This window comes from Streptomyces sp. NPDC058619 (assembly GCF_042717785.1).
GTDB lineage: Bacteria > Actinomycetota > Actinomycetes > Streptomycetales > Streptomycetaceae > Streptomyces.
The window spans coordinates 1-12,927 of sequence record NZ_JBHXQN010000004.1; the positions used below are offsets into that span (position 1 = coordinate 1).

General features: G+C 73.7%; 10 protein-coding genes and 1 rRNA gene. 6 read left to right on the plus strand and 5 right to left on the minus strand.

What is annotated here, in order from left to right; genetic code table 11:
- Positions 1-141: 141 nt before the first annotated feature.
- Positions 142-258, plus strand: a 5S ribosomal RNA gene (gene rrf, locus ACFWTC_RS05780).
- 114 nt (positions 259-372) lie between these two features.
- Here rrf and ACFWTC_RS05785 read toward each other — a convergent pair.
- The 5 genes from ACFWTC_RS05785 to ACFWTC_RS05805 form a co-directional block, all read right to left on the minus strand.
- Positions 373-1,683, minus strand: coding sequence for a DUF58 domain-containing protein (locus ACFWTC_RS05785; RefSeq protein WP_384030345.1), 1,311 nt, complete (start codon positions 1,681-1,683; stop codon positions 373-375).
- Complete coding sequence (locus ACFWTC_RS05790) at positions 1,683-2,669, minus strand: AAA family ATPase (RefSeq protein ID WP_383931825.1); 987 nt, start codon at positions 2,667-2,669, stop codon at positions 1,683-1,685. The genes ACFWTC_RS05785 and ACFWTC_RS05790 overlap by 1 nt, the downstream gene beginning before the upstream one ends.
- On the minus strand, positions 2,666-3,835 hold the full coding sequence (locus ACFWTC_RS05795) for a DUF4350 domain-containing protein (protein WP_383931831.1): 1,170 nt from the start codon (positions 3,833-3,835) through the stop codon (positions 2,666-2,668). Before ACFWTC_RS05795 ends, ACFWTC_RS05790 begins: the two co-directional genes overlap by 4 nt.
- 437 nt (positions 3,836-4,272) lie before the next feature.
- Positions 4,273-4,962, minus strand: a complete 690-nt coding sequence (locus ACFWTC_RS05800) for a DUF4129 domain-containing protein (protein WP_383931823.1) — start codon at positions 4,960-4,962, stop codon at positions 4,273-4,275.
- Positions 4,963-4,969: 7 nt separating this feature from the next.
- Positions 4,970-6,202: a glycerophosphoryl diester phosphodiesterase membrane domain-containing protein gene (locus ACFWTC_RS05805; RefSeq protein WP_383931821.1), complete on the minus strand. Its 1,233-nt coding sequence runs from the start codon at positions 6,200-6,202 to the stop codon at positions 4,970-4,972.
- A 234-nt stretch (positions 6,203-6,436) separates the two neighbouring features.
- Here ACFWTC_RS05805 and mtrA point away from each other — a divergent pair, with 234 nt between their 5' ends.
- The 5 genes from mtrA to hpf all read left to right on the plus strand — a co-directional run bounded on the left by mtrA (position 6,437) and on the right by hpf (position 12,870).
- On the plus strand, positions 6,437-7,126 hold the full coding sequence (mtrA, locus tag ACFWTC_RS05810) for a two-component system response regulator MtrA (RefSeq protein WP_274552971.1): 690 nt from the start codon (positions 6,437-6,439) through the stop codon (positions 7,124-7,126).
- A gap of 1 nt (position 7,127) precedes the next feature.
- Positions 7,128-9,068 carry an MtrAB system histidine kinase MtrB gene (gene mtrB / locus ACFWTC_RS05815; protein ID WP_383931818.1) on the plus strand — a complete coding sequence of 647 codons (1,941 nt, stop codon included), beginning with the start codon at positions 7,128-7,130 and terminating at the stop codon, positions 9,066-9,068.
- Positions 9,058-10,932, plus strand: a complete 1,875-nt coding sequence (locus ACFWTC_RS05820; protein WP_383931816.1) for an LpqB family beta-propeller domain-containing protein — start codon at positions 9,058-9,060, stop codon at positions 10,930-10,932. The genes mtrB and ACFWTC_RS05820 overlap by 11 nt, the downstream gene beginning before the upstream one ends.
- 99 nt (positions 10,933-11,031) lie before the next feature.
- Positions 11,032-11,829, plus strand: coding sequence for a ComF family protein (locus tag ACFWTC_RS05825; RefSeq protein WP_383931814.1), 798 nt, complete (start codon positions 11,032-11,034; stop codon positions 11,827-11,829).
- Between the two features lie 345 nt (positions 11,830-12,174).
- Positions 12,175-12,870, plus strand: coding sequence for a ribosome hibernation-promoting factor, HPF/YfiA family (gene hpf / locus ACFWTC_RS05830; protein WP_384074085.1), 696 nt, complete (start codon positions 12,175-12,177; stop codon positions 12,868-12,870).
- The last annotated feature ends 57 nt before the right edge of the window (positions 12,871-12,927 follow it).

Here is a 12,927-nt window from a genome sequence, read left to right on the forward strand (position 1 = left end):
CCAGATGTGGAAGCCCGGTAACGGGTGAAGCTGACTGGTACTAATAGGCCGAGGGCTTGTCCTCAGTTGCTCGCGTCCACTGTGTTAGTTCTGAAATAACGAACAGCTGTGTTGTCAGCCAGTGTTCAAATTTCATAGTGTTTCGGTGGTCATAGCGTTAGGGAAACGCCCGGTTACATTTCGAACCCGGAAGCTAAGCCTTTCAGCGCCGATGGTACTGCAGGGGGGACCCTGTGGGAGAGTAGGACGCCGCCGAACAATTATTGTGGGAAAGCCCCGCACCTTATGGTGCGGGGCTTTTCTGCGTTCCGGACCAGGTAGTGGCTTCAGAACCGGGTCCCGTTTGGTTCGGGGCCCGGTTCTGTGTGGCTGCTAGAGGCGGCCGGCGGCTTTGAGGGAGAGGTAGGCGTCGGCCAGGGACGGGGCCAGGGTGTCCGGGGTGGCGTCGACGACGTGGACGCCGTGGCGGGTCAGCTGGTCCGCCGTGCGGCGGCGCTGGGCCTGGGACTGGGTCCCGGCCGCGGCCTCGTAGACCGCGTCCACGTCGCCGCGGGCCGTCGTCATGGCGGCGACGTGCGGATCGGCGACCGAAGCCAGCAGCACCGTGTGGCGCTGGGTGAGGCGGGGGAGGAGCGGGAGCAGGCCCTCTTCGACCGGGGCCGCGTCCAGGCTCGTCAGGAGGACCACCAGGGAGCGGCGCGGGGCGGTGCGCAGGATGGTGGAGACCAGGCTGCGGGAGTCCGTCTCGACGAGTTCCGGTTCCAGCGGGGCCATCGCGTTCACGAAGGCGGGCAGGGTGTCCGCCGCGGCGCGGCCCTGGACCTGGGCGCGGATCCGGCGGTCGTGGGCCAGGAGGTCCACGCGGTCGCCGGCGCGGGTGGCGAGGGCGGCGAGCAGCAGGGCGGCGTCCATCGCCGAGTCCAGGCGGGGGGCGTCGCCGACGCGGCCCGCGGAGGTGCGGCCGGTGTCCAGGCAGATGAGGATGTGGCGGTCGCGTTCGGGGCGCCAGGTGCGGACGGCCACCTTGTTCTGGCGGGCCGTGGCCCGCCAGTCGATCGAGCGGGTGTCGTCGCCGGGGACGTAGTCGCGCAGGCTGTCGAACTCGGTGCCCTCGCCGCGGGTCAGCACGCTCGTACGGCCGTCCAGTTCGCGCAGGCGCGCGAGGCGGGACGGGAGGTGTTTGCGGCTGGTGAACGGGGGGAGGACCCGGACCGTCCACGGGAGCACGTGGGTGCCCTGGCGGGAGAGCAGGCCCAGCGGGCCGTAGGAACGGATCGTGACGCGGTCGGACCGGCGGTCGCCGCGGCGGGTGGGCAGCAGGCGGGTGGTCAGGCGGCGGCGTTCGCCGGCCGGGACCACCACCGTGTGGCGGGAGGCGGCCTGCTCGGTGCCGGGGAGCCAGCTGCTCGGGGGCCAGGCGTCGCGGACGCGGGCCCGGAGCGTGCGGCCGCTGGGGTTGGTGATCGTGAGGTGGACGTCCGCCGCCTCGCCCAGGCGTACCGAGGTGTCCCCGGAGCGGGTCAGGGTGAGGGTGCTGACCGGCGCGGCCAGGGCGCAGTCCACCGCGCAGGCCAGGGCGAGGGGCCCGTTCACCGCGAGCATCCCCGTCCAGCTCGGTTCGAGGATGCCGACGGGGATGCTGCCGAGGGCCGCCAGCAGGGCGGCGCGTCCGGTGAGGGCCATCAGCGCGGGACAGGGACGTGGGAGAGGATCGCCGTGATGACGGCGTCGGCCGTGACCCCCTCCATCTCCGCTTCCGGGCGCAGCTGGACGCGGTGGCGCAGGGTCGGGAGGGCGAGGGCCTTCACGTCGTCGGGGGTGACGTAGTCGCGGCCGGTGAGCCAGGCCCACGCGCGGGCGGTGGCCAGCAGGGCGGTCGCGCCGCGGGGGGAGACGCCGAGGGTCAGCGAGGGGGACTCGCGGGTGGCACGGCACACGTCGACGACGTACGCGGTGATCTCCGGGGAGATCGTGACGCGGGCGACGGCCTCGCGGGCGGCGTCGAGTTCCTTCGTACCGGCGACCCGACGCAGTCCCGCGCCGGCCAGGTCGCGCGGGTCGAAGCCGGCGGCGTGGCGGGTCAGTACGCCGATCTCGTCTTCGCGGGAGGGGAGGGGCACGGTGAGCTTGAGGAGGAAGCGGTCCAGCTGGGCTTCCGGGAGGGGGTAGGTGCCCTCGTACTCCACCGGGTTCATGGTGGCGGCGACGAGGAAGGGTTCCGGGAGGGCGCGCGGGGTGCCGTCGACGGTGACCTGGCGCTCCTCCATCGCTTCGAGGAGCGAGGACTGCGTCTTGGGGGGCGTGCGGTTGATCTCGTCCGCGAGGAAGAGGTTGGTGAAGACCGGGCCGTTCTGGAAGGAGAACTCGGCGGTCCGGGCGTCGTAGACGAGGGAGCCGGTGACATCGCTCGGCATCAGGTCCGGGGTGAACTGGACGCGCTTGGTGCCGAGTTCGAGGGACGCGGCGAGGGCCCGCACGAGGAGGGTCTTCGCGACGCCGGGGACGCCTTCGAGGAGGACGTGGCCGCGGCACAGGAGCGCGACGACCAGACCGGTGACGGCGGAGTCCTGCCCGACCACGGCCTTGCCGATCTCGGTGCGGAGCGCTTCGAGGGAAGCGCGGGCGCTGTCCGCGGTCGGGGCCGGGGACTCGGTGGCCGGGTACGTCATGACGTACGGACCTCTCTTTCGAGGGCGTCGAGGTGGTCGGCGAGCGCGACGAGGGCCGCGTCGTCGGAGGGGGTGGTGCCGAAGAGGAGGGCGGTCACGTCGCCGGACGCCGAAGTGCCGGTGAGGCGGGCGGAGACGGCGGAGACGAGGGACGCGGGGTCGTGGGCCCGGGTGGGCGGTACGCCGACCAGGGCGGCCAGGCGCTCGCGGGTGGCCGCGCGCAGTACGGTCGCGGCGCGGTCGCGGGCGCCGGCCTTGCGGTAGAGGCGGGCGCGGCCCTCGGTGGCCTCGGAGGCGCGGATCACGACGGGCAGCCGCTCGGTGACGAGCGGGCCGAGGCGTCGGGCGCGCCAGAGGGCGGCGAGGACGCCGGCGACGAGGAGTTGGAGCAGGGCCCAGGACCAGCCGGCGGGGATGAGGTCGAAGAGGCTCTTCTCCTCGCCGTCGGGGGCGGTGTCCGGGTCGCTGTCCGCGAGGGACGGCAGGTACCAGACGAGTTCCGGGCGGGAGCCGAGGAGTTGGAGGGCGAGGGAGGCGTTGCCCTCCTGCGCGAGGCTCCGGTTCAGCAGGGGCGTTTCGGCGCCGAGGAGGACGGTGTCGCCGCCGGTCCGGCCGGAGGGGATGAGGAGGAGGGTGGGGTGGCCGCCGCTGGGGTAGCAGGCGGTGGCCCCGGGGAGGGTGGTGTAGCGCAGGCCGGTACCGGTCGTGGCGCGGCCCGCGGAGGTGGCGGCCGGCAGCGTGCAGTCCGGGGCCAGGACGTCGGGGTGGGCGCTGCCCCGGGAGTGCACGCCGGGGGCGAGGAGGGGGAGGCTCGGCTCCGACGGGGCGAGGAGGACGGTGCGGCCGCCGGAGAGGTCCATGGCCGAGCGGACGGCGCTGCGTTGGGTGGCGCCGAGTACGTCCGGGGAGGTGACCAGGAGGGTCGTGCCGGGGCCGGCCGCGGCGGCGGCCTCGCGGGCCGTGGTGACGACGCGGGTGGTCACGCCGCGCTCTTTGAGGAGCTCGGCGACGGCGCGGCTGCCGGAGGGGTCGGCGGAGCGGGGGTCGAGGTGGCCGTGCTGGCTGCCGGAGCTCAGGACGGCCATCACGACGGCACCGGTGAGGAGCACGGCGAGGACGGCGAGGCCGTTGCGTACGCGCTTGCGCCGCGGCAGCCGGAGGGGCACTGCCGTGGTCCCGCCGGGGGGCGGCGTGCCGTCCTCGCCGGGCGCGGGGGCGACTGCCGTCGCCGCTGCCGGGGTGGTCGTGACCCAGGGGGCCGGGGCGGCGGGGCTGACGGGGCCGGCGGGGCCGGATGCCGGGCGGGTGGGCGCGGGGCGGGTGGGTCCGCCGGTGGAGCCCGCCGCTCCGGGGGTGGTCCCGGCCGGGGTGCCCGGCGTAACGGGGGCTGACGGGGCGGGAGTTCCGGGGGCGGGCGCGGGCCCGGGCTCGTCGGGCTGGGCCGGGGTGCCCGGGGCGGGGCGCGGCGGGTCGGTGGCCGGTGTGGTGTCCGGGGCGGGCCCGGGTCCGGCGGGCTGGGCCGGGGTGGTCGGCGCCGGAGTGCCAGGGGCCGGAGTGTCGGTGGGGTCGGTGGGGTCCGTGGGGTCGGTGGGGTGGGGGCCGGTCATGCGGTGGGTCCCGTCAGGAGCGGCTTGGCGCGGTCCAGGGTGTCGTCGAGGGCGCGCAGGCGGGTGTAACCGTCGGCGTCGGCGGTGCGGCCGCCGTAGGTGACGTCGTCGAAGGCGCGGGCCGCGGCGCGCAGTTCCGCGGTGTGGCCGGGGAGGGAGACCGCGGCCTCGTCGGCGGCCTCGTCGGCCGTGCGGCCGGGGCGCGGGTCGAGGAGGGTGCGTTCCTCCAGGGAGCGGACGACGGCGCGCATCCGCTCCTGGACGGCTGCGTTCCAGCGGCCGGCGGCGGCGTGGGCCTCGGCGGCCGTGCGGTGGTCGGCGGCGCTGCGGATGCCGTCGTGGAAGAGGGTGCCCGGGCCCGCGACCGCCCGGCGGGGGGAACCGAGGCGCCACCACAGGGCGGCGACGGCCAAGGCGATGGCCACGACGATCACGACGAGGCCGAGGCTGCCGCCCGGGGCGGCCCCGGCGGCGGCGTCGAACAGGTCGGCGATCCACCGCAGGGCCTTGGCCAGGGCACGGTCCAGCAGGCTCGGGTCGTTCTCGTGGTACTGCGGCTTGGACAGCTCGCGCTCGGCCGCCTCCCGGCCGGCGTCGCGCGGTGTCGTCACCGGCGGTGTCTCCGCGCCCGTCAGGAGCGGTGCGGCGTGGGTGATGCGGGTGATGAGGCCCCCCGTACTCATCATCGGTGGATCAGCCTCCGGTCGCGCCGCTGCCGTAGTTCTCCACGCCGGCGGCCCGGGCGAGCTCCAGGTCGAGGGCCTCGCGCCGGATGCGCTGGTCCACGTACAGGAGGACCGTGACGCCGGACTGCATCGGCATGGTGATCGTCTGGGCGATGATCAGGCCGATGGCCGAGAAGATCAGCGCGCCCCAGGTGGTGCCGGCGGTGCCGTCCGTCAGGCCCGTCATGCCGGTGCCGGAGACGAGGACGCCGATGAGCGTCAGCGGCATCACGATGATCATCGAGACGACGAAGACGATCAGCACGGTGAGCGCCGTGATGCCGAAGATGCGCCACCAGGAGCCCTTGACGAGCTTCCAGGAGCGGCCGAACGCCGTGAAGATCCCGCTCTTCTCCAGCATCAGGACGGGCGAGGCCAGGCTGAAGGCGATCCACAGCCAGACGGCCAGCACCATCCAGGCGAGTCCGCCGACGAAGGCCAGGCCGATGCTGCCGCCCAGGACGGGTGGCAGCAGCAGGACGGCGCCGAGCAGGGACAGGCCGAGGCCCAGCAGCAGGGTCAGCCCGATGAGGCGGAGCAGCTGGGGACGGGCGTCGCGCCAGGCTTCGGAGACGGTCGAGCCGTGGCCGAGGATCGCGCGGCTGAAGATCATCGTGAGCATGGCGGTGACGACGACGGTGCCCAGGAACTCGATGAGCTTGGTCGCCACCGTGATCGACAGGCCGCTGCCGAGGCTGTTGACCAGCTCTTCGGGGGTCGGGTTCCCGTCCGGCGTGACCACGAGGTCGGACAGCAGGAGCTTTTGAACGAGCAGGCTGATCACCTGGACGACGGTGGCCACGACCAGTGTGATCGGCAGGACCGAGCGCCAGTGGGACCGCATGGTGGTGACCGCGCCGTCGAGGATCTCGCCGAGGCCGAGCGGGCGCAGCGGGATCACGCCGGGCTTCGCGGCCGGGGGCTTGCCCCACTGGCCGGGGCCGCCGGGGTAGCCGTACTGGCCGCCGTACCGACCGCCCTGCTGCTGGCCGTACGAGCCCCAGCCCTGGCCCGGCTGGGGCTGCTGGGGCGGCGCCTGCGGGGCGCCCTGGCCGGCGGCCGGGCTCGACCACTGGCCGGGCGGCGGCTGCTGGGCGGACCACTTGGGGTCGCCCGTGGCCGGCTGGTCGGCGGGTGCGCCCTGCCGCTCACCGTCGGACGGGGAGGATCCGGGCGTAGCCCAGCCCGGAGAGTCGTTCATCGTCGCTCCTTCACGTGCACCTGCTGGGGCGGGGGCGCTGGTCGCTGCCATCGTGCCACGTGGGACCACGGAACGGACCGGCCGTCCCCCCGGATCTCCCGCAGCCCGTACCTTCAATTGTCACCCGGATCCGGGGCAGACTGGTCGAGCTGATCCCCACGCAGCTCCGAGGGGCGATTTCCAGCCCTTTTGGCTGTGGGACAGCTCACCGCCTGGTAACGATTAGCTAATGGGATGATGTCAACCATGAAGGGACGCGTCCTTGTCGTCGACGACGACACCGCGCTGGCCGAGATGCTCGGCATTGTGCTGCGTGGAGAAGGTTTTGAGCCGTCGTTCGTAGCGGACGGTGACAAGGCACTTGCTGCCTTCCGGGAGGCGAAGCCGGACCTCGTGCTGCTGGACCTCATGCTGCCCGGACGGGACGGCATAGAGGTGTGCAGGCTGATCCGGGCCGAGTCCGGCGTGCCGATCGTCATGCTCACCGCCAAGAGCGACACGGTGGACGTGGTCGTTGGCCTGGAGTCCGGGGCCGACGACTACATCGTGAAGCCGTTCAAACCGAAGGAGCTGGTGGCACGCATCCGGGCCCGTCTGCGCAGGTCGGAAGAGCCCGCGCCGGAGCAGCTGACCATCGGTGACCTGGTCATCGACGTGGCCGGGCACTCGGTCAAGCGGGAGGGCGCCTCGATCGCCCTGACCCCGCTGGAGTTCGACCTGCTGGTCGCGCTCGCCCGCAAGCCCTGGCAGGTGTTCACCCGCGAGGTGTTGCTGGAGCAGGTCTGGGGCTACCGGCACGCCGCGGACACCCGTCTGGTGAACGTGCACGTGCAGCGGCTGCGCTCCAAGGTCGAGAAGGACCCGGAGCGCCCCGAGATCGTCGTGACGGTCCGCGGTGTCGGCTACAAGGCCGGACCGAGCTGACGTGCAGCCCGGCAAGACCCGCGGCGGCTCCCGCAGGGGGCCCCTGCGGGGAGGCCGGCTGTTCCGGGACGGAGCGCCGGGCGGCTCCCTGCTGCGGCTGTGCGTACGCCTCGTACGCCGGCCGGTGCTTCCGGCTGTCCGGCTGTGGCGGCGCAACATCCAGCTCCGGGTGGTCGCCGCCACCCTGCTGATGTCGCTTTCCGTGGTCCTGGCGCTCGGCTTCGTCGTCATCGCGTCGGTCAGCAAGGGCCTCCTCGACGCCAAGGAGGAGGCCGCGCAGAGCCAGGCCGCGGGCGGGTTCGCGGTCGCACAGGAGAAGGCCAACGCCCCCGCGACGGTGGACGGGCCCGACGCCGCCGACGGCCGGGGCGGGATGGACGCCAGCACCTGGATGAACTCGCTGGTCAAACAGCTGGCCAGTGGCGGCCAGACCGCGTTCGAGGTCGTCGCGCTCGGCGCGGGCACCGGGGACGAGGCCCAGCCGGGCGCCCAGGGCGTCCGCGGCGCCCGCGCCTCCGGCAACGTGGACCCGACCGCGAGCGTCCCGCTGGCGCTGCGCCGCGAGGTCAACGACGGCACCGGCACCTTCAAGACCTTCTCCGAGATCCGGTACACCGCCGGGGCCGGGGGCAAGGCGCCCGGGCCCGCGCTGGTCGTGGGCAAGCGCCTCACCGACGTCAAGGGCGACCCGTACGACCTGTACTACCTCTTCCCGCTCACCCAGGAGGAGGAGTCCCTCAACCTGGTCAAGAGCACCATCGCCACCGCCGGCCTGTTCGTCGTCGTCCTGCTGAGCGCCATCGCCTGGCTCGTCGTGCGGCAGATCGTGACCCCGGTGCGGATGGCCGCCGGGATCGCCGAGCGGCTGTCCGCGGGGCGGCTCCAGGAGCGGATGAAGGTCACCGGCGAGGACGACATCGCCCGTCTGGGCGAAGCCTTCAACAAAATGGCGCAGAACCTCCAGAACAAGATCCAGCAGCTGGAGGAGCTGTCCCGGATGCAGCGCCGGTTCGTCTCGGACGTCTCGCACGAGCTGCGGACCCCGCTGACGACGGTGCGGATGGCCGCCGACGTCATCCACGACGCCCGGGTCGACTTCGACCCGGTCACCGCGCGCTCCGCGGAACTCCTCGCCGGCCAGCTCGACCGCTTCGAGTCGCTCCTCGCCGACCTGCTGGAGATCAGCCGGTTCGACGCGGGCGCCGCCGCGCTGGAGGCGGAGCCGATCGACCTGCGGGACGTGGTGCGCCGCGTCATCGACGGGGCCGAGCCGCTCGCCGAACACAAGAAGACCCGGATCCGGGTCCTCGGCGACACCCAGCCCGTCATCGCCGAGGCCGACGCCCGGCGCGTGGAGCGGGTGCTGCGCAACCTCGTCGTCAACGCCGTGGAGCACGGCGAGGGCCGTGACGTGGTGGTCCGGCTCGCCTCGGCGGGCGGCGCCGTCGCCGTCGCGGTACGGGACTACGGCGTCGGCCTCAAGCCCGGCGAGGCCACCCGGGTCTTCAACCGCTTCTGGCGGGCCGACCCGGCGCGGGCCCGCACGACCGGCGGTACGGGCCTTGGCCTGTCCATCGCCGTCGAGGACGCCCGGCTGCACGGCGGCTGGCTCCAGGCCTGGGGCGAGCCGGGCGGCGGCTCGCAGTTCCGCCTGACCCTGCCGCGCACCGCCGACGAGCCGCTGCGGGGTTCGCCGATCCCGCTGGAGCCGGAGGACTCGCGGGGCAACCGGGCCAGGGCGGCCGCCGAGGCCGCGGGCAGCGCCGCGGACCGCCGGCAGCCGCCGGAGGGGCCCGACCGGTCGCCGATACCGCCGCGGTCGGCGGTCGCCGGAGCGCTGCCCGTACCCGCCGACCCGACGGCCCTGCCGGGCAGCGGGGCCCGGGTCGTGGCCCGGCCCGCCGAGCAGGCACCACAGGAGGACCGAACCGATGGACCCTGAGCCCGAGCCGACCAGCACGCGTGCGGGCGGCGCGCCGGGGCGCGGACGGCGGCGGCGCACCGTGCGGGCGTACGCCCTGGGTACGGCCGTACTGCTGCTGGCGGGCTGCGCCTCGATGCCGGACCGCGGCGAGATCCGCCCGGTGCGGGCCTCGCAGGGCGTCGACTCGCAGGTGCGGGTGTTCGGCGTACCGCCCGCGGACCGGGCCAGCCCGGCCGACATCGTCGACGGGTTCCTGGAGGCCCTGACCGGCGACGACCCGCAGCTGGAGACGGCCCGCAAGTACCTCACGGAGGCCGCCGCGGAGAGCTGGAAGCCCGGCTCGGCCGTCACCGTGCTCTCCTCTGGCCTCGACCGGTTCGCGGTCAAGGGGGAGAAGGAGCCCGACGGGGCCCGGTGGAAGGTCACCGGCAAGAAGCTCGCCACGGTCGACGAGCGCAGCGCGTACCAGCCGGAGACGGGCGGCGGATCGTACGAGGAGTTCCTCCAGCTCGTCCAGGTCGACAAGCAGTGGCGGATAGCGACGCCGCCCAGCAGCCTGGTCCTCAGCGAGTCCGACTTCCAGCGCATCTACATGCCGGTGAACAAGTACTACTTCGCGGGCGGCACGCTCGTCGCCGACCCGGTGTACGTGCGCCAGCGCAGCGACCCCGAATCGCGGATGGACCCGACCACGCAGACGGTGCAGTCGCTGCTCGCGGGGCCGTCCAAGTGGCTCGGGCCGGTCGTCGAGTCCAGCTTCCCGACGGGGACGGAGCTGCGCGAGGGCACCAAGTCCCTCTCGTACGACGGGCAGAACACGCTGCGCGTGCCGCTCAACGCGAAGGCCGACAACGTCGCGCAGCCGCAGTGCCAGAAGATGGCAACCCAACTCCTCTACACCGTCAAGGACCTGACGGCCTCGCGGCCCGAACGGGTGGAGCTGCTGCGCTCGGACGGCAAGACCCCGCAGTGCGCGGTCACCGAGGTGGCCGCCGCCGCGATCGCCAACCGGCCGCGGACGCCCGTCTACCAGTACTACGTGGACGCGGAGAGCCACCTCGTCCGGATGAACCTCGACGTCACCAACGAGGACCAGCAGTACCGGCCGGAGGCGGTGCCGGGCCCGCTGGCCGGGACCCCCGCGTTCAAGGTCGGCTCGGCTGCGGTGACGTACGACGAGCGGCGCGCGGCCGTGGTGTCCGAGGACGGGCACGGGCTGTACGTGGTGCCGCTGGTCGGGTCCGGGGCGATGCCGCAGCCGCTGCCGGTCGGCCGGGGTGCCAAGTCGCAGCTGACGGCGCCGAGCTGGGACGCGGCCGGGGACCTGTGGGTCGCCGACCAGGACCCGCAGGGCCCGGGGCTGTGGCGGGTGCCCGGCGGGGTCGGCGCTCCCCAGAAGGTGGAGGTGTCCGGGCTCGACGGCGGGACGGTGACCTCGCTGAAGGCCTCGCCCGACGGGGTGCGGATCGCGCTGCTCGTGCAGAAGAACGGCCGCAAGAACCTCTGGGTGGGGCGGGTCGAGCGGTCCGACGCCTCGACCGCCTCGGCGGTGTCGGTGCGCGAGCTGCGCCCGGCCGCCCCGCAGATGGCGGACGTGACGGCGATGAGCTGGGCCCCGCGGGGCCGGCTGCTGGTGGTGGGCCGGGAGAGCGGCGGGGTCGACCAGGCCCGCTACATGCTGGCGGACGGCTCGATGGTCGCGGCGAGCCTGCCCGGGGCCACCGAGCTGATGGCGGTCGCGGTGGCCGTGTCGGAGGAGGACGAGGCGAAGCCGAAGCCGGTGCTGGCGTACTCGAAGGAGGACGGGATCGTGTGGCTGCCGCCGGGTGCGCAGTGGCGCACGGCGGCGGCGGGCGGCCGGTCCCCGGTGTACCCGGGCTGAGACGGCCGGAGCGCTGCTGACGCACCCCGCTGACCTGCGTTTTCGCCGGTCGTCCACAGGGGTGGCGGTGGGCTGCCCCGGCCCGGCACAGTGGAGCGCATGCGGGAGTGGTGGCGGGAGCTCGCCGGGCTGGTCCTGCCGGTCGACTGCGCCGGCTGCGGGGCCGCGCGGGTACTGCTGTGCGCGGACTGCGGGGACGCGCTCAGCGGGGCCGGGGCGGGGTCCGTACGGCCGTCTCCGCGCCCGGAGGGGCTGCCGGTGGTGCATGCCGCCGCCGCGTACGCCGGGGGCGTACGAGAGGTCCTGCTGGCACACAAGGAGCGCGGGGCGCTGCCGCTGGCCGGCGTGCTCGGCGGGGCCCTCGCCGCCGCGGTCCTGTCCGGCGGTGGCGGGTCGGTCGGCGGCCTGACCGGCCGCGGCGGGCGGGCCGGGGGCACGGCCGGGGGCTGGGCGGCGGGGGAGCTGGTCCTGGTGCCGGTCCCGTCGACCCGGCGGCAGGTCCGGGCGCGCGGGCACGATCCGGCGCGCAGGATCGCGCTGGCGGCGGCCGGGCGGCTGCGGCGGGCCGGGGTCCCGGCGCGCGTGGCCCCCGTACTTCGGCTGCGGCGGGCGGTGGCCGACCAGGCCGGGCTGGGCGCCCGGCAGCGCCGGGAGAACCTCGCCGGGGCCCTGGCAGTGTGCCGCGGCGGGGCGCGGCTGACGGCCGGGGCGGCGCGGCTCGTGCTCGTGGACGACCTGATCACCACCGGGGCGACGCTGGCCGAGGCGGCCCGGGCGGTCCGCGCGGCGGGGCTGGCGCGGGACGCGGATCCGGTGGCGGCGGTGGTGGCGGCACCCGCCGGGGCCTTCGGTCCGAACCGGTCGGGAACCCGTACAGAGCAAAAATCTCGCGAATAGATTTGGAACTGGGGGGGAAGGCGCATCGTTGCAGGTAGTAAGAGGGAACAGTCACCTGAACGGAGGTACGTTCCGGTAGCGGGTGCCGACCACCGTCATAGAGAGATATGTTCGGTTGTGAGGAACTGGCGAGCCTTAGGCCCCACGCATCGGATCGCACGTTTTGGAATTCTTCGTGTCAGGAGGCTGTCTCTCGACTCCGAAGTCGGTGGGGTGTAGATCTTGCCGATGGGGGAGGAGGAGGTGGAAGTCGCCAAGTCCGAGGCTCCGGTGTTCACCGGAGTCTGGTGCGAAAGGGAGACGCTTCGCCCCACGAGGCGGAGCTATCCGGGAACGGAGTTCTGCGTGGACATCGTCGTCAAGGGCCGCAAGACCGAGGTGCCCGACCGGTTCCGCAAGCACGTGGCCGAGAAGCTGAATCCTGAGCGGATCCAGAAGCTCGACGCCAAGGTGATCAGCTTGGACGTCGAGGTGTCCAAGGAGCACAACCCGCGGCAGGCCGACCGTTCCGACCGCGTGGAGATCACCCTGCGTTCGCGGGGCCCGGTGATCCGGGCGGAAGCAGCCGCCGCCGACCCGTACGCGGCGCTGGACCTCGCTCAGGACAAGCTGGAGGCCCGGCTGCGCAAGCAGCACGACAAGCGCAACACGCGCCGCGGCAGCGGCCGCATCCCGGCAGCGGAGGTCGCCGATGTGGTGCCGAACGCCGCGACCCTGAACGGGAACGGCGAACTGGTCGCAGACGAGAAGGCGGACGCGATTCCGACCACCCGGATCGGATCGCTGGAGGTGCAGGGCGAAGGCCCGCTCATCGTCCGCGAGAAGACCCACTCGGCCTCACCGATGTCGCTCGACCAGGCTCTGTACGAGATGGAGTTGGTCGGCCACGACTTCTATCTGTTCGTCGACTCCGAAACCAAGATGCCCAGCGTCGTCTACCGACGTCATGCGTACGACTACGGCATCATCCACCTGAACCCCGACGGTGCCTCCAGCTCGGACGAGTCCGGCGCGGGCGCCGGCGGAGCGCTCGGCGGCTAAGTGTCACCCCGGTGCCCCCGCCGGCCCGCGAGAGCGGCCGGCGGGGGCACTCGTACG

Coding starts and splice junctions, on each gene's coding strand:
- ACFWTC_RS05785 (WP_384030345.1), bottom strand. CDS start 1,683: ATGGCCCTCACCGGACGCGCCGCCCTGCTGGCGGCCCTCGGCAGCATC.
- ACFWTC_RS05790 (WP_383931825.1), bottom strand. CDS start 2,669: ATGACGTACCCGGCCACCGAGTCCCCGGCCCCGACCGCGGACAGCGCC.
- ACFWTC_RS05800 (WP_383931823.1), bottom strand. CDS start 4,962: ATGATGAGTACGGGGGGCCTCATCACCCGCATCACCCACGCCGCACCG.
- ACFWTC_RS05805 (WP_383931821.1), bottom strand. CDS start 6,202: ATGAACGACTCTCCGGGCTGGGCTACGCCCGGATCCTCCCCGTCCGAC.
- mtrA (WP_274552971.1), top strand. CDS start 6,437: ATGATGTCAACCATGAAGGGACGCGTCCTTGTCGTCGACGACGACACC.
- ACFWTC_RS05820 (WP_383931816.1), top strand. CDS start 9,058: ATGGACCCTGAGCCCGAGCCGACCAGCACGCGTGCGGGCGGCGCGCCG.
- ACFWTC_RS05825 (WP_383931814.1), top strand. CDS start 11,032: ATGCGGGAGTGGTGGCGGGAGCTCGCCGGGCTGGTCCTGCCGGTCGAC.